We start from the raw sequence: 24,063 nt of genomic DNA on the forward strand, positions 1-24,063 counted from the left end.
TATATGTAGCGCTTGCTACAAGAGGCCATGGCCAAAGCTTCCCTGTCGCGCGAGTCCCTGCTGCCGCTGGTCGCAGCCTATGTGATGCAGCACGGGCTAGCCGGGATGAGCCTGCGCCCTCTGGCGAAAGCGGCCGGGACCAGCGACCGGATGCTGATCTATCATTTCGGATCGAAGGACGCGCTGGTTGCGGATTTGCTGGCCTTCCTGGCGCAGAATTTCACTGCGTCGCTCGATGCGGCCTTTCCGCAGGGACGGGCGGCTTCGCGGCGCGATTGCGCCCTGACAGTGATGGACATCACCGGGCGCGAAGACTTCCAGCCGTTCTTCCGGATCTGGTGGGATATCGTCGCCGGATGTCAGCGCGGAGACCCTGCCTATCTCGCGGCAGCGGGCGACATCATGGATCAGCTGACGCGCTGGGTGGCGAATCATCTGCCTGAGGACGACCCCGATCCCGATTCGGGCGCCAAGCTGGTCATCACCGCCATCGAAGGGGCGCAAATGCTGGCTGCAATCGGCCGGCGCGGGGTCGGGCTTGCAGGAATTTCGCAACTGCCCCAGTGACATGCGCGATTTGTGCGGGTGCGAAGGCGTTTGTCGCATACATACAATCGTCACAATCCGAACTTAACTACAACCTGTCTAAGGCAAGTCCCGTACCGGGGCTGGCGGTCGCAAAACCACTATTTGGAGTAGAGCAATGAAACTGAAGTCCATTGGACTCGCCATCGCAGCTCTCGGGTTGGCTACCGCGCCAGTCGGAGCACAGGCAGTAATGACGGATCGTTCGGCACCTGTTGCCGGCGAGAGCGAACTTGAAGGCGAAAACGGCATCCTGATTGCCCTGCTCGCCGCAGCTGCAGTGATCGCGGGCATCATCATCATCGCCGACGATGACGATCCGACGAGTCCCTGATTAGATTGGCCCCTGATTAGGTTGGCCCCTGATCTGGTTGATCGCTAACGAATACGAAACGGGGTCCGAAAGGGCCCCGTTTTTGTTTGGCGCTGCAATTGGTCAACCCGCCGTTTCGGGCCTGTGCCTGCGATAAAGCGCCTGAAAGCACGGGCGGTATCGCTTGTGCTTGCGGGCCAGATTATGTTAACCCTCCGGACGGTCGTCAAACAGAGATGGGTGCTTCTTGCAGGTGCCCGTCCAGATATGGGGACAAGTCTATGAAATCGAAAGCCATCCTGACGGGCGTTGCCGCAATCGGCCTCGCCACGGCACCTGTCGCTGCGCAAAGCGGCTTTGCAGACCGGGCAGCGGCGCCGGTCGCCGAAGCGAGTGAACTGGAGGGCGATTCCGGCGGTATCATCATCGCCATCCTCGCCGCTGCGGCCATTATCGCGGGTATCCTCATTGCTGCTGGCGGCGGTGATGACGAACCGCTCAGCCTTTGAGGCGGCGCACATCCTGAATTAACGAACGGGGCCTTCGCAGGCCCCGTTTTCGTATGTGCGCTCATCGCGTGCGAGCGCCATTCCCGGTTGCCGCGCGGGGCGTGTCTGCCTAAGCCCGCCGGGCAATGAAAAAGACCACCGGAACCGACCGCTCCGTCACCCGCAACTGGCGGCCCGCAACCCGCGCGGTGCGCGGCGGCACATGGCGCAGCGAGCATGGCGAGACGAGCGAGGCGCTCTTTCTCACCTCCGGCTACACCTATGACGACGCGCAGACCGTGGCCGACAGGTTTGCGGGCGATGCGCAAGGGATGACCTATTCCCGCCTGCAAAATCCCACCGTGGCGATGCTGGAAGAACGCATCGCGCTGATGGAGGGGGCGCAAGGCTGCCGTGCACAGGCCAGCGGAATGGCGGCGATGACGGCGGCGCTGCTGTGCCAGCTCTCGGCCGGTGACCACTGCGTCGCGGCGCGCGCTGCGTTTGGCTCGTGCCGCTGGCTGGTCGATCACCTTCTCCCGCGTTTCGGCATCGAAACCACCGTGATTGACAGCGCCGATGATGCGGCCTGGGAAGCGGCCATCCGCCCCAATACGAAGGTGTTCTTCTTCGAAACCCCTGCCAACCCGACGCTCGATATCGTCGATCTGGCGCATGTCTGCGGCGTGGCGAAGGCGCATGGCATCACCACCGTGGTCGACAATGCCTTCGCTTCGCCAGCGCTCCAGCGCCCCATGGAATTCGGCGCCGACGTTGTTGCCTATAGCGCGACCAAGCTGATGGACGGGCAGGGGCGCGTGCTGGCAGGCGCGATTTGCGGCAGCGAGGAATGGATCAACGAGACGCTGCTGCCGTTCCAGCGCAACACCGGCCCCAACATCGCCCCGTTCAATGCGTGGGTCGTGCTGAAGGGGCTAGAGACGCTGGAACTGCGCGCCCACAAGCAGAGCGAAAATGCGGTGAAGCTGGGCGAATTTCTGGAGCCGCGGGTGCAGAAGGCCGGCGGACACATGCTCCATCCCGGTCTGCCCAGCCATCCGCGCCACGATCTCGCGACAAAGCAGATGGACGCCACCGGCCCGATCTTCGCCTTCGATGTCGACACCCGCGAACGCGCCTTTGCCATCCTCGATGCGCTGGAGCTGGTCGATATCAGCAACAATATCGGCGATGCCCGCAGCCTGATGTGCCACCCGGCCAGCACCACTCATGCCGGTATGGAGGAGGACGCCCGCACCGCGATGGGCGTGACCGAGGGCCTGCTGCGGATCAATGTCGGGCTGGAGGATATCGCCGACGTGACCGAGGACATGGACCGGGCGCTGGCTGTGGCCGGAATCTAAAACTTCCAGCCCTTACGGCAGGCCAGATCGCGCAATTCCGCCCCGAAGGCCAGGCCGCTTTCGCGTGCAGTGATAGAGCGCGCATCGTCGGTCAGAGCGGCCAGCACATCCAGCCTGCCGCTCTCGAACAGGTCCACGATCAGGCCTTCGTCGCGGGTCATCCCGCCTGCGCAAAACGGGGCAAGGCGGATCTTGCGCCGCGATGTCGTGCCCAGATCGACCATGAAGGCGCGGGCCAACACCAGCAATTTGCGAAACCGCGCACCGGCCACGTCCATCGCCAGCATGGCCGCGCGCGTATCGTGCTGCCCGTGGCTGGTCATCCGCCGGATCAGCAGCAGGCCGAGCGCCTGATGACGCAGCGCGGGCAGGGGCAGATCGAGCGGGGAGGTCGTGTGTTTCGAAGCCATCAGCAATTCCTTTCGCCACCCTTTGATATGCTAATGCGAATGATTTGCAAGTAGGGATTTAACACATAAGCGGACTTGTCCACGCAGGATGTGTGTGGAACGGTCAGGATTGAAAAAGAGGCGCGCCGGGAGAGGGCATCAATGACCAAAACAGTAGAATTCATCTTCGATTTCAGCGCGCCCAACGGCTACCTCGCCTGGTATCCGCTGAAGAACATCGCAGCCCGCACCGGGGCAGATATCGCGATCACACCAGTCTATCTGGGCGGCATGCACAAGCTGACCGGCAACAGCCCGCCGATGATGCGCGATGCCGGGGTGAAGGGTAAGGTCGAATATGCGGCGCTGGAATTTCAGCGCTTCCTGACCAAACACGGCATGAGCAAATTCCGCATGCATCCCGATCTGCCGTTCAATTCCATCCTCGTGCAGCGCGCGCTGGTCGCGTGCCCGGCGGACAAACGCGGCGCGATGCTCGATTGTCTGCTTCCCGCTATCTGGGAGGAGAACATCGCGGTCGGGGATCCGGCAGTGGTGGGCGCGAAACTGGCGGAGGCCGGCCTCGATGCGCAAAGCCTGCTGGAGGCCACGCAGCAGGCAGAGGTGAAGCAGCAGCTGATCGACAACACATCGGATGCGGTCGAGCGCGGGGCCTTCGGCATCCCGACATTCTTCGTCGGCAAGGAAATGTTCTTCGGCAAGGAACGGCTCGGCCAGATCGAGGAAATGCTCGCAGAAGCCTAAGCTTCCGTCGTTCTTTGCCCGGTCGGGGCTCTTTACCGGAACCCACCTATTGGTCGGAACATTGCCGCGTCTCCGCCGCTTAAGCGGGCAAGGAGACTTTGAACATGGGACAATTGCTGAGCGCAGCGCGCGAGCGCATGGCGCGCGCCGCCGAGAAACTGGAACTGGCTGCCGAGACGGTCGACCGGCTGGATTACCCCGCCGAAACGCTCGCCTTTTCCATCCCGCTGCGCCGCGATGATGGCAGCCTGAAACAGCTCAAGGGCTGGCGTTGCCGGTACAATTCCACGCTCGGCCCGACCAAGGGCGGCATCCGTTTTCACCCCAGCGTGTCCGAGGACGAGGTCCAGACGCTCGCCTTCCTGATGACCATGAAATGCGCGCTGATGGGCCTGCCCTTTGGCGGCGGCAAAGGCGGTGTCAGCGTGGATGCGGGCGATCTGTCGTTGATGGAGAAAGAGCGCGTGGCGCGCGGCTATGTGCGCGCAGCGGCCCGCATCCTCTCGCCCGACCGCGATGTGCCCGCGCCCGATGTCGCCACCGGCACGCAGGAAATGGCGTGGATGGTGGACGAATATGGGCAGATCGCCGGAGGGATCGCGCCGCATGCCTTCACCGGCAAGCCGGTCGCGCTGGGCGGGATCGAGGGACGCACGCCGGCCACCGGGCGCGGCGGTCTGATCGCGCTGGAAGCGGTGCGCGAGCAATTGGGTCTGGAGGGCAAGGACAGCCTGACCATCGCGCTGCAAGGCTTCGGCAATGCGGGAAGCTGGTTCGCCCGCGCGGCCAGCGAAGCAGGGCACACAATCGTTGCCGTGTCGGACAGCAGCGGCATGGTCAGCAATGACGACGGTCTCGATGTCGAGGCCCTCGTGAAGGCCAAGAAAGACGGTGGTTCCGTTACCGATTACGGCGATGGCGACACTTCTGACGATGGCATCGCTATCATCGAAGCGGAGTGCGATGTGCTGGTGCTCGCCGCGCTCGGCGGAGTGATCGCCGATGCGGATGATGTGAAGAAGCTGTCCTGCAAGGCCATTGTCGAGATTGCCAACCGCCCGGTCCTGCCCGCCGCCGACGAGCCCCTGCGCGAAGCCGGAATCGATGTGGTGCCCGACATTCTCGCCAATGGCGGCGGAGTGACCATCAGCCACGCCGAATGGGTGCAGGGTCGCACGGGGCTGGATTGGGACGCCGAAGAGGTGGATGACTATCTGGAGGAAAAGATGGAATCCGCCGCTGGCGAGGTGCGCGATCTTATGGACGAGCAAGGCCTCGACATGCGCACCGCAGCCTATGGCGTGGCGCTGAAACGCCTCTGTGCCGCCATCAGCGCAACCGGCACGGCGGATGATTTTGCGGGGTGAAGTCAATCGGGGCGGTGATCTGCAGCACAATCCAGTCCATCATTGAATTGCGGAGCAAACCCTTGTGTCCTGATGATGGCCGCGTAAAGTAAACGGCCAAAGCGAGGTAAGAAGCTGAACACCCACATGTCCATTCGTCTCTTTATTGCGGGCGCAATTCTTGCGCTTTGCGCATCGCCGTCGCTCGCGCAGCAAGAGCCGCCGCCGCCCGATCCGCGCGACATTCCGGTGGAGGCCTTTGTCTCGGGCGGGCGATTGACCAGCGCGTCAATGGCGCCCGACGGCAGCCGGTTTGCCTATACCGAAATGGTCGACGGCAAGAGCATTGTGATTATCGTGGATGCGGCCACCCGGACCGAGATACGCCGCGTCGATGTGGGCGAAGCGGAATATTTCCGCTGGTTCCGCTGGGCGGGGCCCAACCGTATCCTGCTGTCCCGCCTGGTCGAGATCGACAATGCCCGTTACTGGGCCCGCACCAGCCGCTTGCTGGTGTTTGACCTCAGAACCCAGGAACTGGATTATATTGGGTTCCAGAAACAGAGGCTGGAAGGCGACGACGTCCTGTGGATCGATCCAGACGGGCAATCGATCCTGCTGTCGGTAATCGCCAAGAATGCCAACAATCCCGAAGTCTGGCGCTTTCCCCTCGATGGGCGGGGCGAAAAGGCCGCCGTGAAAATTCAGGACGGCGACGGGGATGTCGATGAATGGTGGGCCGATGATGCGGGCGTCGTCCGGCTGGGCATGGGCTTCACCCGCCGCGGCGCGATGATGATCCATTATCGACGCCACGCCGGCGAAGAACTGCAGCGGATCACCAAGCTGGAACGCTTTCACGATGACCGCGAAGCATGGGGTGTTATCAGGCTTTTCGCCGGATCGGACACAGGATACACCTTGTTCGAACAGGAAGATGGCCGCACCGAACTGCGCGAGTTTGACTATTCCACCGGAGAGCTGGGCGAGGTCGTCTATGCCCATGAAACGCGCGATGTTGAATCGCTACGGTTCGATGAAACAAAACTGATCTCGGCCAGCTATATCGAAGACGAGCCCGAAACTCATTGGTTCGATCCGCAATTGGCCAGCTATCATGCCATGCTGGAAGCAGCGCTGCCCGGCGGCAGGATATCGATCGGTTCGATGAGCAGGGATCGCAGCAGGTTGCTGGTCCGGTATACGGGCCCGGCCGATCCGGGCGCGCTCTATGTTTTCACTCCGGGGGAGGGCAAGCTCGACCTGTTCGCCAATTACCGGCCCGAAGTGGATTTTCGCGCCTTGTCGAAGCCCGAGCCGTTCTCGTTCACCTCGCGCGATGGCCATACGATGCACGGTTATCTGACGCTGCCAGCCGGCCGCGAGGCGAGGGGACTGCCGCTGATTGTGTATCCGCATGGCGGGCCGTACGGGGTGCGGGATGCGATGGTCTATGATGACTGGCTGCAATTGCTCGCTGCGCGCGGATACGCCGTGATGCAGGTCAATTACCGTGGTTCCGGCGGCTACGGCAAAGAATTCGAAGAGATGGGATACGGCCAGATCGGGCTCGCCATGCAGGATGATCTGGATGATGCGCTGGATCATGTGGTGGCGCAGGGCGCGGTCGATCCGCGCCGGGTATGCCTCGTGGGCGCAAGCTATGGCGGTTATGCGGCTCTGTGGGGCGCAATCCGTAATCCGGAACGCTATATCTGCGCCGTCAGCTTTGCCGGTGTGACCGATTACACCCGCCAGATGGAGTATGACCGGTATTATCTGGGGAAGGCCTTCTATCGCCGGTACTGGGAAGACCGGATCGAGGGCGAGGGCGGCCGCAATCTCGACAATGTGTCGCCCGCGTTCCACGCCTCACGGATCCAGCGCCCGCTTCTGGTGGTCCACGGCAAATCGGATCGGCGCGTGCCGTTTTCGCAGTACAACGCTCTGCACCGGGCAGTCGTGCGGACCGACAAACCTGTGGAGTTTCTGGCGCTGGAGGACGGCCACAATCTGGCGAAGCAGGAAAATGAGGAGAAATTCCTGACCACCATGCTGGCGTTTCTGCAGAAGCATAATCCGGCCTTCAAAGGCGAAAACGCGGGCAGCGATGACGGCGGTGCAGACACGGGAGCCGATACCGGAGGCAACAGCGCAGAGGCTGCCACGCCGGCCCTCCCGGTGGAAAAATAGCCCAACGTCCCCCTTGCCCCCGCGCGGGGAGGCCTTAGGCTCTCGAATCGTGATGATGAAAGAACTCTTCCAGCACGCCGCGACCACGCATGATGTAACCGTGCGCGTCTCGGTCAACTTCCTGCCCGAGCAAAGTCAGCCCAGCGCGGGCAAGTGGTTTTGGGTCTATCATATCCGCATCGAGAACGGGTCGGATCAGGATATCCGCCTGATGACGCGCCATTGGCGGATCACCGACGGGCGCGGGATGGTCAACCATATCGATGGGGACGGCGTGGTGGGCGAGAACCCGCTGCTGAAACCGGGGCAGGCGCATGATTATGTGTCGGGCTGCCCGCTCTCCACCCCTAGCGGTGCGATGGAAGGGTTCTATACCTTCGAGAGCGAGAATGGCCCGCTGGAAGTGCGCATTCCCTTCTTCCCGCTGGCCGCCCCCGCCACGGCGGAAAGATAAGCCCGCACGCTATGGCCAAGGGCTTTGCCCTGCGCGAAGACGATGCGCGGCGCCTGTGGCTGGTGCGCGCGGTGGAAACCCGCGACCAGACCGAACAGCTGCTGACCCGGGAAGACCGCGAGCAGGCCGAACATCATGCGCGCCAAGCGGTTACCGGCACCAAGAAACGCGCGCAGAGAGAATTCCTCGCCGCGCGATCCCGCTTCGCCAGTGCACGGCTGGAGACGCGCCATCCGGCCTTTGCCCGCGCCATCCGCCATTCGCGCTGGCCGCGCTGGCTGTCTGTTGGCTTGCCCGCATTGGCCTTCATCGCCGGGGCGCTGAGCAACGAGCTGGACGGGGGCAGCAGGCTGGAACTGCTCGCTTTCCCGCTGCTGGGGATCATTGTCTGGAATGTGGCGGTGTACCTCTGGACTCTGGTCGCTCCTCTGATCCGGCGCGGAAAAGACACAACCGGCGGCACCTGGCTGCGGCGGCTGGGCAATCCGCTGTCGATGCTCGGAACCGGCGGCGCATCGGGCGGTCCGCTGACGCAGGAGGTGCTGTCGGGCTTTGCCAGCGACTGGGCGCAGGCGTCTGGAAAGCTACAGACGCAGCGGGCCAGCACAGTGCTGCACCTTTCGGCGGCTTTATTTGCGCTGGGACTGGTTGCGGGCATATTCCTGCGCGCGCTGACGGTAGAATACCGCGCAGGCTGGGAAAGCACGTTTCTCGGCGCGGGGCAGGTGGAGGCGTTGTTGTCGCTCGTGCTCGGCCCGGCCTCCGCGCTAACCGGCATCGCCATACCCGATACACAAGGCATCGCTTCTTTGCGCTGGTCCGGCGCGGACACCGGTGGCGCCAATGCCGGACCATGGATCATCCTGTGGACCGCCACGGTCACCGGTCTTGTCGCTGTCCCGCGCCTGCTTCTCGCCGGATGGAACGCCGCGCGCGCTGCTGCCGGTAGCGCGCGCGTGAAAGTGCCGGGGCGCGAGGATTTCTACATTCGCCGTCTCTTGCGCGAATATGGCGGTGCATCGGGCGAAGCGGGCGGCGTGCGCGTGACCCCCTATGCCTACACTCCCACCGACGAGGCGCGGCTGGCGCTGACCACCACGCTGCGCGATGCGATGGGCGAAACCGCGCCGATAAAGATCGACCCGCCCGTGCCCTATGGCGGGGAGGAAGACTGGATGAACCGCACCCAGCCGCCGGGCGAAGCGGACATCCACTGCGTATTGTTCAGCCTCTCGGCCACGCCGGAGGAGGAGAACCACGCCACCTTCGTGCGGCTGCTGCGTGATTATTACGATCTGATGGGGCAGGGCGTGCGCGTCGCCGCGCTGCTGGACGAGACTCCCTTCCGCACGCATTTCGCGGGGCAGGCCGGGCTGGATGCACGGATCGAGGGCCGGGTGGAGACATGGGCCAAGATGATGCGCGGGGCCTCTGCGCCCTTCCTATCGCTGTCACTGACGCCGGAGACCGAACCCGAACTGGCCGAGCGGATCGAAAGCGTCCTGCTGGGCGATAGCCTGAGCCTGAAACGAGCAGCGCAGAAATGAACGAGCGGGACCCTCTGACCATTGGCGATGTCGCCTCAGGCACCACGGTCAATCTCAGCCTGATCAGCCACACCAATGCGGGTAAAACCACGCTGGCGCGCACCCTTCTGGGCAAGGATATCGGCGAGGTGCGCGATGCCGCGCATGTCACCGATCTCGCCAGCGGGCACGTGCTGGTGCAGGCGGGCAGTGACACGTTGATGCTGTGGGACACGCCCGGTTTCGGCGATACCGCGCGCCTGCTTGACCGGCTGCGGATGAGCGGCAATCCGGTCGGCTGGCTGCTGACACAGGTATGGGACCGGTGGCGCGAGCGGCCGCTATGGTCGAGCCAGCAGGCGGTGAAGAATGCCCGCGAGCAGGCCGATGTGATCCTCTATCTGGTCAATGCGGCGGAGGACCCGGTGGCGGCGGCCTATGTGGCGCTGGAAATGGAAGTGCTGGCATGGATCGGCAAGCCGGTGCTGATCCTGCTCAACCAGATGGGCCCGCCCAAGGAAGACACGGGCGGCGAAGCGGACAAGTGGCTGGCCCATGTGCGCGGGCATGCCGAAGTGGCAGGGGCGCTGCCGCTCGATGCCTTTGCCCGTGTGTGGGTGCAGGAAGGCGTGCTGCTGGAGAAAGTCGCGCCGCTGGTGGCGGAGGAAAAGCGCGCCGCGATGGCCCGGCTGACCCGGCGCTGGGGCGAGCTGAACCGCGAGCGGTTTGCCGCATCCATGGCCGCGCTCGCGACCCCGCTGGCCGCCGCCTTGCTCGACCGCGAGAAGGTGGAAGGCGGCAATTGGCGCGACGGGCTGGCGAAAGCGCTGACCGGCGGAAAGACCGAGGCCAATGCCGCCACAAAGGCAAGCGAGGCCCTGTCCGAGCGGCTGGCGGCAGGCACGCGCGATTCGACCGAAGAACTGATCCGGCTGCACAATCTCTCTGGCAGCGCGACCCGCAAGGTGCTGGAGCGGCTGAGCGAGGATTTCCGTCACACCGACAAGACATCCGAAGGAGCCTCCGCTCTGCTGGGCGGTGTACTGTCGGGCGCGGCGACGGGTCTTGCGGCGGATGTGATGGCAGGCGGGCTGACGCTGGGCGGCGGAATGATCGTCGGCGGCGTGCTGGGCGCGCTGGGCGCGGGCGGCCTTGCCATGGGCATCAACATGGCGCGGGGCGAGGACGGCGCGCATGTCCGCTGGTCCGAGGAATTCTTCGCCCGCATTTTCGGTGCCTCGCTGCTGCGCTATCTGGCTGTCGCGCATTTCGGGCGCGGGCGGGGTGACTGGGAAGAAGGCGAGCATCCCGAATACTGGATCGCTCATGTCGAGGGCGTGCTGACCCGCTATGAAAGCGAGATCAGCGACCTCTATACGCGCGGCAAGAACGGGCATTCGGCAGGGCTGGAGAAAGACCTGCGCGAACTGCTCCACCTGTGCGGACGGCGTCTGCTGGTGCGGCTCTATCCCGAGGCGGAGGGCATGCTGACAGCGTGAAGCCCAGTCCCGTCGGGCGCATCCGTCAGTGGCATTCCAGAATCAGCTCGACCTTGCCGAAATCACCCGCAGCCAGATCGCTGCGTTTGATCCAGAAATAATACGCGCCGACATCGCCCCAGCACCAATCCATCGCGTCATCGCTGTTGAGTTGAAGAAGCAACATATCACCGGTCCCGTCCTCGTCCGGCTCGCTCTGCACCCCGTCGTGATAACCGCCCATGCGGTGCGGGATATTGTCCACCAGTGTGCGCCAGACAGGCTCACGCGAAGCAACATAGTCGGCTGGCAATATGCCGCGCGTTTCCGGGTCCAGATAGACATCGATGGCGAACTGATCGATGCCCGGCGGGGATTCGATCTCGGCCGGATCGCCACTTTCGGCGAGCGTCAAGCGGCCAACCTTGTCATCGCCCCAATCGCAATAAAACAATTCCAGCGAGCTGTCGCGTTTGCCTTCGAAGGTGGCGACCAGTTCTTCCCAATGGCGTTCATCAAGGGGGGCATCGGGCGGGCTTTTGCCGAGCATGATGGCGATCCGGTCGCATCCCTCAGCCACGGATTCGCGCCATTTCAAGCGGTCGGCATGCACGGTTAGAATCTGTGACAGGCTGTCGGCCGCCGATAGCGGTCCGAATGCTTCGATGACGTTTTCCAAGAAGGCTTTGCGGTTCTCTTGCCACCCAATCTGTTCAGCGGACATTTTTTCGCGGTCCTGCTGCTCGATCTTGGCGAGATCGGCGCGCAGGCCCTCGATCAATCTCTCTTGCCCGCCGTCGGCAACCAGCATCTCGCGGGCCGTGTCATCGAAAGGATCGGCGATCCGACTACGCATCTTGGTCGCCAATGCTTCGACAGAGGAGACCGCTTGACCATAGGTCATGGCGCGTAGGGAGGGCAGGCCGCCCGGGCGTTCCTCGGGTGCAACCTGCTGGCCTTCGTAAAGCTTCTCGGCAAAGCTCTCCGGGCTAGCAGCCGGATAGCCATGCTCGTTTTCGTATAGCCGGTTGGCCATTTCGACCAGATCGACCGGCCAGCCGCGCCAATGGGCGGGCACCTCGTCTTTGGGCAGCCAGTTATAACTGCCACCTGTATAGACCCCGTCATGAACCGGCGCGCTGTCTTCGGGCGGCATGCGCTGCTCGCCCAGAGCATCGATATGCAGCACGGCGCGATCGCCCTCGGCATCGGGGCAGCAGGCATTGGCGGCGAGGAAGAACAGCAGCCAGCCTGTGCGCGGGCCGACGCCGCCCCACAGATCGGCGGGCAGGTCCTCGCAAGAAATCTGGGCCACGAAATGCAGCGGCTGGGGGCCGCGTTCCGGGTCTTCGGAGCTGATCCCGCGCGGCCATTCGACATGGGCGGGCATCATGGGTTTGCCGCCGATCCACGAGCGCGGAGCCTCGTCGCGGGGCGGGACCTGGCGGCGCAGGACGGCGGTGACGGGTTCGCTGACAGGTGTGTCCTCTGGCGTAAGCGGGGTGGGGGCGGCCTGCACCAGCGGCGAGCGCTTTGCGCCCTGCGGCGTGCGCTGGAGGAAGGAGGGCGCGGCACCCGGAGGAGGGGTGCGCTGGCCGAAATTCTCCGGCTGCTGGAAGGCGAAGGCTGGCTGCTCGTCGTTTGTTTGAATGGGCTCTGATGCGGGCTCCTGCGCCTGTGCCGTGCTGCTCGGAACAGAGGACGTCTTGCCAAGCCTGCTTGCCTCTTCGGCCAGTTCGGGGAAGTATTTGCTCGCGGCTTTCCCGGTCACATTGCCAGCCACGCCCAGCACCTTGCCGGTGCCGCGGACAAGCATCTTGTACGCCTTGTAGATGCCGTACCAGATCAGGCCGAGCACTACGAAACTGAATATGACCGAAAACGACACGGCGCAAACCCCTCCAAGGTTCTGAAAACACTGCCCGGATTAGGAAATTTTGCTCAACACCGGGTTAATGCGCGCATGAAGCGTCATACTTGCCCCCATACTTGCCACCATGCGCCGCCCATAATAGAGCGCCCAGCGACATGAAGCGCACCCATCTCCCCCTCAACGCCCTGCGCGTGTTCGACGCGGCGGCCCGGCATCTCAGCTTCACCCGCGCGGCGGACGAGCTGGCGGTGACGCCTGCTGCTGTCGGCCAGCAGATCCGCGCGCTGGAGGATCATCTGGGCACCGTGCTGTTTCGCCGCACGTCCAAGGGGCTGAAGCTGACCGAGGAGGGCTGCGCTGGTCTCGATGCCCTGCGTGAGGGGTTCCTGCGGTTCGAGGAGAGCGTGCAGGCGATGCAGGCGGGGCAGGCGAGCGACCGCTATACCATCGCCGCGCCCCGCGAGTTTTACGCCCAGTGGCTCGCCCCGCGTCTGGCCGCCTTCCGCGCCGCCAATCCCGGCATTCATTACCAGCTGGTCGAGAACGAGGACGCCGACTTTACCGAGGCGAATCTCGACGTCGCCATCCGCCTGGTCGACGGGCCGGGCGATCTGGAGGGCGTGGAACTGGCCCCTGCTCGCCGGGTGGTGGTGGCTGCTCCCAACACGAAAGCCGAGGACTGGATCGACTGGCCCGGTGCTCCGCTGCCCGATGGCGCGGTGGCGACGGTGCAGGTCGGCAATGCCGGGCAAGCGCTCAGCAGCGCGGTGGCCGGGCTGGGCAAGGCAGTGCTGCCCTATCTGCTGGTCGAGGAAGCGCTGGAGGCGGGCAAGCTGGAGGCGCTGGAAGGTCCGGACGAGGGCCGCCGCGCCTACTGGCTGGTCGCCCCCACACCGCAATGGCGGCAGAAAAAGGTGAAGGCGCTGGTCGCGCACCTCACACAGGCGTGACCGGTCCGCTGGTACAGACCCTGACCACGGACCGCTTCACCATGCGGCCCCTGCGGCGCGAGGATGCCGCCGCGCTGTTCCCGACCCTGTCCGACCCCGCGCAATGCCTCTATCTGACGCGGCCTGCGTTCGAGAGCGAGGAGGAGCTGTGGGGCTGGCTGGCCGATCCCGACTGGCCGGGCCTGACATGGATTGCCGAGGATGCGCGGGGGACTGTCGCAGGCCGCTTCATCATCGTGGCTGCTCCCCATGAAGGTGTGGAAGAAATCGGCTATATCGTGTGCGGGGAAGCGCAGGGACAGGGCGTCGCCAGGGAATGCGCGAGCGCGCTGATCGCCCACCGGTTTGCGAGCGGCGTGCGCAAGATCACCGCCGAAGTGGACGCCCGCAACACCCCCTCCGTGCGCCTGCTGGAAAGCCTCGGCTTTACGAAAGAGGCGCACTTCCGCGAGCACGAAGTGACCCACGCGGGAATGTGTGATGTGCTGTGGTATGGGATGTTGCGGGGGGAGCCCGCGACAAGGACAGCCCAATAAGCTTGGTGGCGGAGCACGGCGCGCGACCAGCGCGTCGCAAGGGCGACCGCCCGCCCGCAGCGCCGCAGGCGCGAGGATTTCGCGCGCCGGATGGCGTGCGGACAACACAAACTCGGGGGGCAGCTGCGCCTTGGCATGTGTGGAAGAAAATGAACCTGTGGGCCGTCGCCATGCGCACACCATAATCGATCGCGACTCATAAAATTCTACACTGGAAAGTTTCGGCGGACTTATTTGGATTGTTTGTCGACGTATTCTGCAATTGAGATTTGGAGCAAGTCTGACAAGAAACTGTGAACCTCTTCTGGAGGATGCTTCAGGTCGAGAAACGCATCTCTGTTGCGGATATGATAAAAGTCAGACGGACGGCCCGACGTGCCCGCATTCGTGGTGCTGACAAGCAATTCGTGCTTTTCAAGAGTCTTGCGAAGTTCCGGCCAGCTCGAGTCATGAAGAATTCGCTGAGCAAGCGGATCATTCTCATCGTCTTTCAGCCAATAGCGACGAAAGCGGACAATTCTTTGAAGCAGTTTGAAGTGGGGAAGATTCGAAATTGCTTCTCCCATCTTCTCGATACTTTCGCGATGCTCTACCTCATCCATCGACCTTTCAAGATACCAAGCATCAATTTCATCGGGGTTCGAAATTTCAACGCCATTGAGTACGAGAAGCGTAGGCCGAGGCATGCTCCGTGGCGGCAAAGTGCCATTGTCCGCAATGAGGGTGAATATTTGACACGTGTTATCAAAACTAATCGCCCGGAAATCACAGCCCTTCGCACTTAGTTGTGAAAAAATGACTGCGCTCAAATACAAAGAATCGATTGTTTCCGAAATGAAAGCTTCTTCAAGAAATATGTTGGAGTATTGTGGTTCGCGACCCGTTTCCGAATTCGACAAAATGGTCATTGATATGGCAAGTAAGTTTCGGCGAGTTCTATCGTTATCCGAAAACGAATTTGATGATGCTTCGCAAAATATTATTACTGACTCTGTATATTCCTGATCTAAGTAAGAAAATTGCGTTCCTAGAGTCTCTAAAAAATCAATATTGAGAATATTCCTGCGAACAAATTTTGGTAATTCACGTGCTCCCAGACTAATTATCGTCGCGTGGGACAGCCAATAATTGAAGGTGTTTTCGTGGATAAATCGTAGGCGCCCGTTTTGTTTGTCTTGTGTTAGGAAGGCGATGACTGATGCGCGATTGCGAAGAATGCCTCTGACTTCTTCAGGGAACCCTTCGGAAGCGACGTCGGAGAGCCAAGCGAGATTAGATGATGCGATGCTGTCGGTTTGGTTTTCAGCCATCTCCCGCGCCACTTCGACCATTAGGGTCTCAATGAATGACTTTCGTTGAGTAGTTGGGACAACCCGATCGACATTATCTCCAAATTTCTCAAGTTCGCGGTCAAGAAGTGAGCGCATTATGAAGGTAAGAAGATCATCAAGTTCGCCTTTCTCAAGACTTGAGGGAATTTCAGGCTGTCCGAGCTGGACTAGGAAGAATGGCCGCAGTGCATATGAGGCTGGAGAAAGGAGGGTCTTGACCTCGTCTCTACCCAGGGTTTCGTCGGTCCAAGATCGACTCTTCAGCCATTGTCGCGCTGCGGTCGATTGCACTGGCTGGACTTCGATCGAGCCGACTACATCATCCGGCGAAACAGATGGCAAGGCTCGCAAGATCGTCTCCTTACTCACAAACGTCTCTCGCCCCGCGAGTAGAACATGTGCTGAACCCTTAATTCGTGAGATGAGTTCATTAATCTGAGCCCATGCTAATTCGTAGCCATTTGGATCTCCTAGTTCATCGAAGCCATCGACAGCCAGAAGTATGAGTCCGTGTTTGATCAACGCAGGTATTTGGTCAAAGGTTACATCAGTTCGTAAGGATTGAAGGTTTATGGCAATGAGATCGTCGATATTCTGAAGGATCTTCCCCCGACTTTCGAGGTGAAGAACTAAGCGCTTTTGACTTTTCGTAAATTCTCTTGCGCGCTTCTGCGCAAAAGACTTGATCACCACAGTTTTTCCAATCCCGGCTGGCCCATCGAGCAGAGCAAGCGATAGGGGGTTTGTGTTGTCCGAGAAAAAGCCCTCTACAATCTCGATTGATGCCGCAGGCGTCGATGCATCCAGCGCAGCATTTATTATGATCGGATCTTTCGGAAGCTCGTTCGCCAATACAGTCTGCTGATTGAGCGCCCATTTTTTCAAATTCGCGTATTCTTCGCTCGCTAGGAGGGAACGAACGTTGGAGAACTTACGAATTGATCCTTCGCAATCCTCGTCAATTGTGTTGGAATTCAGGCTAATGATTCGCGCAATGCCGTTCCGAACTAGCCTGATCGCTTTACCGCATTCGAATTCGACTATCTGGGGTGGGCCGGTGCCGATGTCAGCGAACGGTGCGAGGTCGTCGCTTAGGCTTTGAATGCTGTCTTCGGTGTGCATTGCAGATCCTCTATTTTTAAAAAGGGAGCTAGCGCGCGCCTACGCGCTAGTAAGACCATTGAGGCTGAACCGTTGCGGATCGCGTCTGCGGTAATTATTGGAGGGGTCAAATCGTCGTCTTCACCAAGGACTAATAACCATGTGTTTCGGTCGGAGTGTGCAGCATGTACGAGGTCCGTAGCAAGCGCTGTATCGACCATTTTCTCTTCAGATTTCTTGCTATCGACTAAGGACTTGCGAAAAGTATTTGGGAGATGACAATTATAATGCGGGTGCAGTCGATTTGGCCGAGCAAGAAGAAGAGTCTCTCCTAAAGCGTACTCGTCTCGAATGAGTACGTTGGCTCGACGAGATATAATGGAAAGATCAATGCTACTAAGAGCGTTTATGACCGCCTTTCTTCCAGCAGTCGCTTCAAATCCTCGACGGAACCCATAATAAATTCGAAGTTGAACCCTAAATCGCGTGGTGTCGCATGCTGAATGTAGGGCAGTGCCTACTACTCGGCCTACATAATCGAGCGTGCGAGACGCGCCCTCTTGAGTGCCTCGCAATTCAGAATCGACTGCGGCGTGAGACTGCGAGTTCCAGTCAATAAATGCGATTGCGTCGGCAGTTGGCATTGGGAAGCTCTAGATTTTCTGATGACGTTGGCAAGTCATTACATCATCTAGCCCCTCCCACTTGACCCCCAAACCAATCCCCCCTAATGGCCCCCCATCCGATGCCCGCTCCACAAAAGCAGGCGCTCGGACAGATAGAGCTGAACATTGCCGGTTATGTCCCGGGAGCCTGCTGCCTTGCGCGGTTTGGCTCTTTTCTATTGGGGTTGGTCTGGTCTGCCTGAGGTCCTTGCTTTTGCCGGGATGACGGGGGATCGGGACAATCGCCGGGCAGCCGTCAAAGTAACCCGGTGGCCGTGTGGGCTGCTTGGTGGAGTGTTTCAGGCTTGTGCGAGTGCGCCGGTTCGCGCCTTCGGGGGTTCATCCTTCGACAGGCTCAGGACGAACGGCTTTTTCGCGCAGACCTCAGACACATCATCAGGCATCCCGCTAGTCGCCATCATCACAACGGTGAAGCGAGAAACTATGCCGACGATTAACCAGCTGGTCCGCAAGGGCCGCGTTCCGCAGAAGACCAAGTCCAAGGTCCCTGCCATGGAAGCGAACCCGCAGAAGCGCGGCGTTTGCACGCGCGTCTATACGACGACCCCGAAGAAGCCGAACTCCGCTCTGCGTAAGGTTGCCAAGGTGCGCCTGACGAACCAGCGCGAAGTCATCACCTACATCCCCGGTGAGGGCCACAACCTGCAGGAGCACTCCGTTGTGCTGATCCGCGGCGGGCGTGTGCGCGACCTTCCCGGCGTTCGCTACCACGTCCTGCGCGGCGTGCTCGATACGCAAGGGGTCAAGGACCGCAAGCAGTCGCGTTCGAAGTACGGCGCCAAGCGTCCGAAGTAATAGGTGCTTGCCACGCGCGATGCAGCGGGTGGTGAGGTTTTGAGTTTTTGTGGGGTGCGGTCAGCACATCCGTGCTGACCTCGGTGCCAGCCCGTCTCCCCCTCCCAACCACCCGATAGGGTCCAGATACTGGATCGGGTGGTTGGGAGGGGGAGACGGGCAGGCACCGCCCCGAACTCCGAAGGAGTGAGAAAGAATGTCACGTCGTCGTCGTCCCGAGAAACGGGAAATCCTGCCCGATCCGAAGTTCAAGGATCTGGTGCTGTCGAAGTTCATGAACAACCTGATGCTGGATGGCAAAAAAGCCACCGCAGAGGGCATCGTCTATTCCGCGCTGGAAACGGTCGAGACCAAGGCCAAGACCGATCCGGTGCAGATGTTCCATGACGCGCTGAACAACATCAAGCCGCAGGTCGAGGTCCGCAGCCGCCGTGTGGGTGGTGCAACCTATCAGGTGCCGGTCGAGGTTCGCCCCGAGCGTGCCCAGGCGCTGGCCATTCGCTGGCTGATCTCGTCCGCACGCGGTCGCCCGGAAACCACCATGGCGGCGCGTCTTTCGGCAGAGCTGATGGATGCGGCCAACAATCGCGGCAATGCAGTGAAGAAGCGTGAAGACGCGCACCGCATGGCCGACGCCAACCGCGCTTTCAGCCACTATCGCTGGTAGGGCGCGCTGCTTGCGGGGCGGGGCGAAAGCCGGTGCACTTCAAGCTGTCACAAAACTAACTATATGGGGAGCCGGGCGCCGCGAGGGCGTCGCTCCCCAATCGACCCGAGGATAAAGATTATGGCCCGCGAACATCCGCTGGAGCGTTATCGTAATATCGGCATCATGGCGCACATCGATGCCGGTAAGACGACGACCACCGAACGTATTCTGTATTACACAGGCAAATCCTACAAAATCGGCGAAGTGCATGATGGCGCTGCAACGATGGACTGGATGGAGCAGGAGCAGGAGCGCGGCATCACGATCACGTCCGCTGCGACGACATGCTTCTGGAACCCCGAAGACCAGTCGATGGACCCGAAAGGCGATCCCAAGGCGCTGCGCGAGAACTCGCCGCAGCACCGGATCAACATCATCGACACACCCGGACACGTGGACTTCACCATCGAAGTCGAGCGTTCGCTTCGTGTGCTGGATGGCGCGGTGGCATGCTTTGACGGCGTTGCCGGGGTGGAGCCCCAGTCCGAAACCGTGTGGCGTCAGGCTGACAAGTACAAAGTCCCGCGCATGTGCTTCATCAACAAGCTGGACCGCACGGGTGCAGACTTCAAATATTGCGTGCAGTCGATCATCGATCGCCTGGGCGCGACACCGGCTGTGCTGTATCTGCCCATCGGTATCGAAGCGAACCTCACGGGTCTCGTCGATCTGGTGAACGAGCGTTCGATCACCTGGAAGAACGAAGATCTGGGTGCGGAATATGTCTACGGCGAGATTCCGGAAGACATGGCCGACGAAGCTGCCGAGTACCGCGAGAAGCTGATCGAGCTTGCTGTCGAGCAGGACGACGATGTGATGGAAGCGTATCTCGAGGGCGAGCTGCCCGATGCGAAAACGCTCAAGTCGCTGATCCGCAAGGGTACGCTGAACCAGAGCTTCGTGCCGGTGCTGTGCGGCTCCGCGTTCAAGAACAAGGGCGTCCAGCCCCTGCTCGACGCGGTTGTCGATTACATGCCGAGCCCGCTCGACGTTCCCGCAATTAAGGGCGTTCTGCCCAATTCGGAAACCGAAGACAGCCGCGAATCGAGCGACGAAGCTCCGTTCGCTGCGCTGGCCTTCAAGGTGATGAACGATCCGTTCGTCGGCTCGCTGACCTTCACGCGCATCTACTCCGGCAAGCTGGAGAAGGGCACGGTCCTCAACTCCGTCAAGGAGAAGAAGGAGAAGATCGGCCGTATTCTGGAAATGCACTCGAATGACCGTAAGGACATCGAGGAAGCGTTCGCAGGCGACATCGTCGCACTGGCCGGCATGAAGGCAACCACGACCGGTGACACGCTGTGTGATCCGGCCAAGCCGATCATTCTGGAGCGGATGGAATTCCCCGATCCGGTTATCGAGCTGTCGGTGGAACCGAAGACCAAGGCCGACCAGGAAAAGATGGGCGTCGCGCTCAATCGTCTGGCTGCCGAGGATCCGTCCTTCCGTGTCAGCACCGACCACGAAAGCGGTCAGACGATCATCAAGGGCATGGGCGAGCTTCACCTCGACATTCTCGTCGATCGTATGAAGCGCGAGTTCAAGGTAGAGGCGAATGTCGGTGCGCCGCAGGTGGCTTATCGCGAATCGCTGAGCCGCGAAGTCGAAGTGACCTACACCCACAAGAAACAGTCGGGTGGTTCGGGTCAGTTCGGTGAAGCGAAAGTCGTGGTTGTCCCCGGCGAGCGTGGCCAGGGCGTCATTTTCGAAGACGAGATCAAGGGCGGTAACATCCCGCGCGAATACATCCCGTCGGTTGAAAAGGGCATGCGCGAGCAGGCCGAAAGCGGCTATCTGGTTGGCTTCCCGATCATCGATTTCACCATCCGCCTGATCGACGGCAAATATCATGACGTCGACTCGAGCACGGTCGCGTTTGAAATCACCGGCCGCGGCGCCATGCGCGAAGCGGCATCGAAATCCGGCATCAAGCTGCTGGAACCGGTGATGAAGGTGGAAGTCGTGACCCCGGAAGATTATCTGGGTGACGTTATCGGCGATCTCAACTCGCGTCGTGGCCAGATTCAGGGCACCGATGCGCGCGGTATCGCTACGGCTGTCGAGGCATTTGTCCCGCTGGCCAACATGTTCGGCTACGTGAACGAGCTGCGGTCCTTCTCGCAAGGCCGCGCGCAGTACACGATGCAGTTCAGCCACTACGACGAGGTTCCGGCCAGCGTCGCACAGGAAGTCAAGGAGAAGCTTGCCTAAGGCGGGCAACACAGCTAGGGGCGGCGCCTGAATTTCGGGAGCCGCCCATTCTCCCACAGAACACTCTTTCAAGACAAAGGTATTGAGAAAATGGCGAAGGAAAAATTCGAGCGGAACAAGCCGCACTGCAACGTTGGCACCATCGGTCACGTTGACCATGGTAAGACCACGCTGACCGCGGCGATCACCAAGGTTATGGGTTCGGCTGTCGATTTCGCAAACATCGACAAGGCTCCCGAAGAGCGTGAGCGCGGGATCACGATCTCGACCGCACACGTCGAGTATGAGACCGATGCACGTCACTACGCGCACGTCGATTGCCCGGGCCACGCTGACTACGTGAAGAACATGATCACCGGTGCTGCCCAGATGGACGGCGCTATTCTGGTTGTGAACGCTGCTGACGGCCCGATGCCGCAGACCCGCGAGCACATCCTGCTTGCCCGTCAGGTCGGCGTGCCGGCTCTGGTCGTTTACCTGAACAAGGTCGACCAGGTCGACGACGAAGAACTGCTCGAGCTGGTTGAGCTGGAAGTTCGTGAACTGTTGAGCGACTACGATTTCGACGGCGACAACATTCCGATCATCAAGGGTTCGGCTCTGGCCGCACTTGAAGGCCGTGACGAAGAAATCGGCGAAAAGTCGATCAAGGAACTGATGGACGCTGTCGACAGCTACATCCCTCAGCCCGAGCGTCCGGTCGATCAGGACTTCCTGATGCCGATCGAAGACGTGTTCTCGATCTCGGGTCGTGGTACGGTTGTGACCGGCCGCGTCGAAACCGGCGTTGTGAACGTTGGCGACGAAGTCGAAATCGTTGGCATCAAGGAAACCGGCAAGACGACGGTGACCGGCGTGGAAATGTTCCGCAAGCTGCTCGACCGCGGTGAAGCTGGTGACAACATCGGTGCACTGGTTCGCGGCGTTGGCCGTGAAGACGTCGAGCGTGGTCAGGTTCTCGCGAAGCCCGGTTCGGTTAACCCGCACACGGAATTCAGCGCAGAAGTCTACGTTCTGTCGAAGGACGAGGGCGGCCGTCACACGCCGTTCTTCGCCAACTACCGTCCGCAGTTCTACTTCCGCACGACCGACGTGACGGGCGAAGTGATCCTGCCGGAAGGCACCGAGATGGTGATGCCGGGCGACAACGTGACGATCGACGTCAAGCTGATCGCTCCGATCGCCATGGACCAGGGTCTGCGCTTCGCAATCCGCGAAGGCGGCCGTACGGTCGGCTCGGGCGTGGTCGGCAAGATCAAGGCCTAAACGCCAGCGCGCCTTAGGGCGCAGGCGACAAAAGCGGGCTCGGTCCTCCCTCGGGAAGGCCGGGCCCCTTTTTTTGCGGGCCGACGCCCTGTGCGCACGCCCCGCAGGGTGGCCCCGCAGTAAGTGTAAAATCGGCGGAGATCGGGGGTTGCCAGATTCCCAACCGCGCCGTATACGCGCCCCACACAGAGCGGGATTCGTCCTGCTTAAATGAAATTCTTGCAAGGCCGCCCGTTCCGGGGAACCGGGAAACAGCGGGGCGGGCCTTTCTTTTTTTGCGGGTAAGAGATTGCTCGCTTGGCTCTTTCGCATCGGTGTAGGTAATGGAAGCTCAGAATATTCGTATTCGCCTCAAGGCGTTTGACCATCGCGTTCTCGACCAGGCTACTGGCGAGATTGCAGAAACGGCCCGCCGGACCGGTGCGCTTATTCGCGGCCCCATTCCCATGCCGACGCGTATCGAGAAGTTCACCGTGAACCGCGGCCCGCATATCGACAAAAAGTCGCGCGAGCAGTTCGAGGTGCGCACCTACAAGCGGTTGCTCGACATCGTGCAGCCCAACGCCCAGACGGTCGATGCGCTGATGAAGCTCGATCTGGCCGCTGGTGTGAATGTTGAGATCAAGCTGGCTTGATCTGACTGGTCCGAAAGGGCCGCAGACATAGGAATACCGCCGGAGCATTGCTCCGGGCTGCGTTCCCCGTCTCGCTCAACCGGCTTCCTGCCGCGCGAGCATTCAGCCCGGACGGGGCAATGCATGAAAATCAGGGTTGGCAAGCACCTCGAATGGTCGGGGTGCCTCTGTTGAGGAGTTTAGTACCGATGCGCACAGGCGTACTCGCTAAGAAAGTCGGGATGACCCGCCTCTTCCAGGAGGACGGACGGCACGTACCTGTGACCGTTCTTGCTCTGGAAGATTGCCAGGTCACCGCACATCGCACAGCCGAACGCGACGGCTATTCCGCACTGCAGGTTGGTGCGGGTGAAGCGAAATCGAAAAATGTTGCCAAGCCGCAGCGCGAAGCGTTCGGCAAGGCCGAGGTCGGCCTGAAGATGAAGGTCGCCGAATTCCGCCTCGAGAGCGACGAGGGGTTGCTGCCCGTCGGTGCGCGGATCAGCGCGGATCACTTCGTTGCCGGCCAGAAGGTCGACGTGACGGGCCACACGCAGGGTAAGGGCTTTGCCGGTGCCATGAAGCGTTGGGGCTTCGGTGGTCTTCGCGCGACGCACGGTGTGTCGATCTCCCACCGCTCGCACGGTTCGACCGGTAACCGCCAGGATCCGGGCCGCGTGTTCAAGGGCAAGAAGATGGCCGGCCACATGGGCGACCGTCAGCGCACCCAGCAGAACCTCGAGATTGTCCGTACGGATGCCGAGCGTGGTCTGCTGTTCGTGCGCGGCTCAGTTCCGGGCGCTAAGAATGGCTGGATGATGGTTCGCGACGCCGTGAAGGTGAAGCATGACGATCTACCGTTCCCCGGCGTGATGTATCGCAATCAGGAAGAGTTCGCTTCGGAAGAAGCCGAGCCCGGCCTGATCGAAAGCGCAGCCGAGCAGGAAGTCGGCACCGCGGTCGATGCGGAAACGCAGGCGAAGCTGCTGGAAGAGCAGGATGCCGGTGCGGAAAGCGCAGTGACCAAACAGAACGCTGAAGAAACGCCGGATACCGACGTTCCCGAAGCCGATAGCAAGGAGTCCTGATC

The 24,063-nt window shown here is 61.1% G+C and carries 21 protein-coding genes; 18 read left to right on the forward strand and 3 right to left on the reverse strand.

All coding sequences use genetic code 11. The features are described 5' to 3' along the window. The first annotated feature begins 27 nt into the window (after positions 1 to 27). The 4 genes from ACFCW2_RS10350 to ACFCW2_RS10365 all read left to right on the forward strand — a co-directional run bounded on the left by ACFCW2_RS10350 (position 28) and on the right by ACFCW2_RS10365 (position 2,750). Positions 28 to 567, forward strand: a complete 540-nt coding sequence (locus ACFCW2_RS10350) for a TetR/AcrR family transcriptional regulator (RefSeq protein WP_379546194.1) — start codon at positions 28 to 30, stop codon at positions 565 to 567. A gap of 211 nt (positions 568 to 778) precedes the next feature. After that, entirely contained in the window at positions 779 to 919 is a 141-nt protein-coding gene (locus tag ACFCW2_RS10355) for a hypothetical protein (protein WP_379546196.1), read from the forward strand. Positions 920 to 1,179: 260 nt separating this feature from the next. Beyond that, positions 1,180 to 1,407: a hypothetical protein gene (locus ACFCW2_RS10360; RefSeq protein ID WP_379546197.1), complete on the forward strand. Its 228-nt coding sequence runs from the start codon at positions 1,180 to 1,182 to the stop codon at positions 1,405 to 1,407. 125 nt (positions 1,408 to 1,532) lie between these two features. Beyond that, positions 1,533 to 2,750, forward strand: coding sequence for a trans-sulfuration enzyme family protein (locus ACFCW2_RS10365; protein WP_379546198.1), 1,218 nt, complete (start codon positions 1,533 to 1,535; stop codon positions 2,748 to 2,750). Here ACFCW2_RS10365 and ACFCW2_RS10370 read toward each other — a convergent pair. Continuing rightward, complete coding sequence (locus ACFCW2_RS10370; RefSeq protein WP_379546199.1) at positions 2,747 to 3,160, reverse strand: DUF6628 family protein; 414 nt, start codon at positions 3,158 to 3,160, stop codon at positions 2,747 to 2,749. The two genes, ACFCW2_RS10365 and ACFCW2_RS10370, sit on opposite strands and share 4 nt — an antisense overlap. A gap of 141 nt (positions 3,161 to 3,301) precedes the next feature. Between ACFCW2_RS10370 and ACFCW2_RS10375 the strand changes: the two genes are divergently transcribed. The 6 genes from ACFCW2_RS10375 to ACFCW2_RS10400 all read left to right on the forward strand — a co-directional run bounded on the left by ACFCW2_RS10375 (position 3,302) and on the right by ACFCW2_RS10400 (position 10,922). Further along, positions 3,302 to 3,904, forward strand: a complete 603-nt coding sequence (locus ACFCW2_RS10375) for a 2-hydroxychromene-2-carboxylate isomerase (protein WP_379546200.1) — start codon at positions 3,302 to 3,304, stop codon at positions 3,902 to 3,904. Positions 3,905 to 4,008: 104 nt separating this feature from the next. Beyond that, positions 4,009 to 5,271 (forward strand): Glu/Leu/Phe/Val family dehydrogenase, encoded by a 1,263-nt coding sequence (locus tag ACFCW2_RS10380; RefSeq protein WP_379546201.1) that lies wholly within the window; start codon positions 4,009 to 4,011, stop codon positions 5,269 to 5,271. Between the two features lie 126 nt (positions 5,272 to 5,397). After that, on the forward strand, positions 5,398 to 7,443 hold the full coding sequence (locus ACFCW2_RS10385) for an alpha/beta hydrolase family protein (protein WP_379546202.1): 2,046 nt from the start codon (positions 5,398 to 5,400) through the stop codon (positions 7,441 to 7,443). Positions 7,444 to 7,498: 55 nt separating this feature from the next. After that, entirely contained in the window at positions 7,499 to 7,897 is a 399-nt protein-coding gene (apaG, locus tag ACFCW2_RS10390) for a Co2+/Mg2+ efflux protein ApaG (RefSeq protein WP_379548971.1), read from the forward strand. An 11-nt stretch (positions 7,898 to 7,908) separates the two neighbouring features. Beyond that, positions 7,909 to 9,444, forward strand: coding sequence for a DUF2868 domain-containing protein (locus tag ACFCW2_RS10395; RefSeq protein WP_379546203.1), 1,536 nt, complete (start codon positions 7,909 to 7,911; stop codon positions 9,442 to 9,444). Further along, positions 9,441 to 10,922, forward strand: a complete 1,482-nt coding sequence (locus tag ACFCW2_RS10400; RefSeq protein WP_379546204.1) for a DUF3482 domain-containing protein — start codon at positions 9,441 to 9,443, stop codon at positions 10,920 to 10,922. Before ACFCW2_RS10395 ends, ACFCW2_RS10400 begins: the two co-directional genes overlap by 4 nt. A gap of 25 nt (positions 10,923 to 10,947) precedes the next feature. Here the strand turns inward: ACFCW2_RS10400 and ACFCW2_RS10405 are convergent, their stop codons facing one another. Next, on the reverse strand, positions 10,948 to 12,789 hold the full coding sequence (locus ACFCW2_RS10405; RefSeq protein ID WP_379546206.1) for a DUF1963 domain-containing protein: 1,842 nt from the start codon (positions 12,787 to 12,789) through the stop codon (positions 10,948 to 10,950). Positions 12,790 to 12,929: 140 nt separating this feature from the next. Between ACFCW2_RS10405 and ACFCW2_RS10410 the strand changes: the two genes are divergently transcribed. Together ACFCW2_RS10410 and ACFCW2_RS10415 are read left to right on the forward strand one after the other, a co-directional pair. Continuing rightward, positions 12,930 to 13,724, forward strand: coding sequence for a LysR family transcriptional regulator (locus ACFCW2_RS10410; RefSeq protein WP_379546207.1), 795 nt, complete (start codon positions 12,930 to 12,932; stop codon positions 13,722 to 13,724). Next, positions 13,721 to 14,260 (forward strand): GNAT family N-acetyltransferase, encoded by a 540-nt coding sequence (locus ACFCW2_RS10415; protein ID WP_379546208.1) that lies wholly within the window; start codon positions 13,721 to 13,723, stop codon positions 14,258 to 14,260. Before ACFCW2_RS10410 ends, ACFCW2_RS10415 begins: the two co-directional genes overlap by 4 nt. A gap of 230 nt (positions 14,261 to 14,490) precedes the next feature. Here ACFCW2_RS10415 and ACFCW2_RS10420 read toward each other — a convergent pair whose 3' ends face one another. Then, positions 14,491 to 16,713 (reverse strand): NACHT domain-containing protein, encoded by a 2,223-nt coding sequence (locus tag ACFCW2_RS10420; protein WP_379546209.1) that lies wholly within the window; start codon positions 16,711 to 16,713, stop codon positions 14,491 to 14,493. 1,088 nt (positions 16,714 to 17,801) lie between these two features. Here ACFCW2_RS10420 and rpsL point away from each other — a divergent pair. From rpsL to rplC, 6 genes are all read left to right on the forward strand, one after another. Then, positions 17,802 to 18,173 carry a 30S ribosomal protein S12 gene (gene rpsL, locus ACFCW2_RS10425; protein WP_379546210.1) on the forward strand — a complete coding sequence of 124 codons (372 nt, stop codon included), beginning with the start codon at positions 17,802 to 17,804 and terminating at the stop codon, positions 18,171 to 18,173. A gap of 196 nt (positions 18,174 to 18,369) precedes the next feature. Then, complete coding sequence (gene rpsG, locus ACFCW2_RS10430) at positions 18,370 to 18,840, forward strand: 30S ribosomal protein S7 (RefSeq protein ID WP_379546212.1); 471 nt, start codon at positions 18,370 to 18,372, stop codon at positions 18,838 to 18,840. A 120-nt stretch (positions 18,841 to 18,960) separates the two neighbouring features. Then, positions 18,961 to 21,093 carry an elongation factor G gene (fusA, locus tag ACFCW2_RS10435; RefSeq protein WP_379546213.1) on the forward strand — a complete coding sequence of 711 codons (2,133 nt, stop codon included), beginning with the start codon at positions 18,961 to 18,963 and terminating at the stop codon, positions 21,091 to 21,093. Between the two features lie 90 nt (positions 21,094 to 21,183). Next, on the forward strand, positions 21,184 to 22,359 hold the full coding sequence (gene tuf, locus ACFCW2_RS10440; protein WP_379546214.1) for an elongation factor Tu: 1,176 nt from the start codon (positions 21,184 to 21,186) through the stop codon (positions 22,357 to 22,359). A gap of 323 nt (positions 22,360 to 22,682) precedes the next feature. Beyond that, positions 22,683 to 22,994 (forward strand): 30S ribosomal protein S10, encoded by a 312-nt coding sequence (gene rpsJ / locus ACFCW2_RS10445; protein WP_061924928.1) that lies wholly within the window; start codon positions 22,683 to 22,685, stop codon positions 22,992 to 22,994. Positions 22,995 to 23,182: 188 nt separating this feature from the next. Continuing rightward, entirely contained in the window at positions 23,183 to 24,061 is an 879-nt protein-coding gene (gene rplC, locus ACFCW2_RS10450; protein ID WP_379546215.1) for a 50S ribosomal protein L3, read from the forward strand. Positions 24,062 to 24,063: the final 2 nt, after the last annotated feature.

Source organism: Qipengyuania algicola, from assembly GCF_042492175.1.
Lineage (GTDB): Bacteria > Pseudomonadota > Alphaproteobacteria > Sphingomonadales > Sphingomonadaceae > CAJXSN01.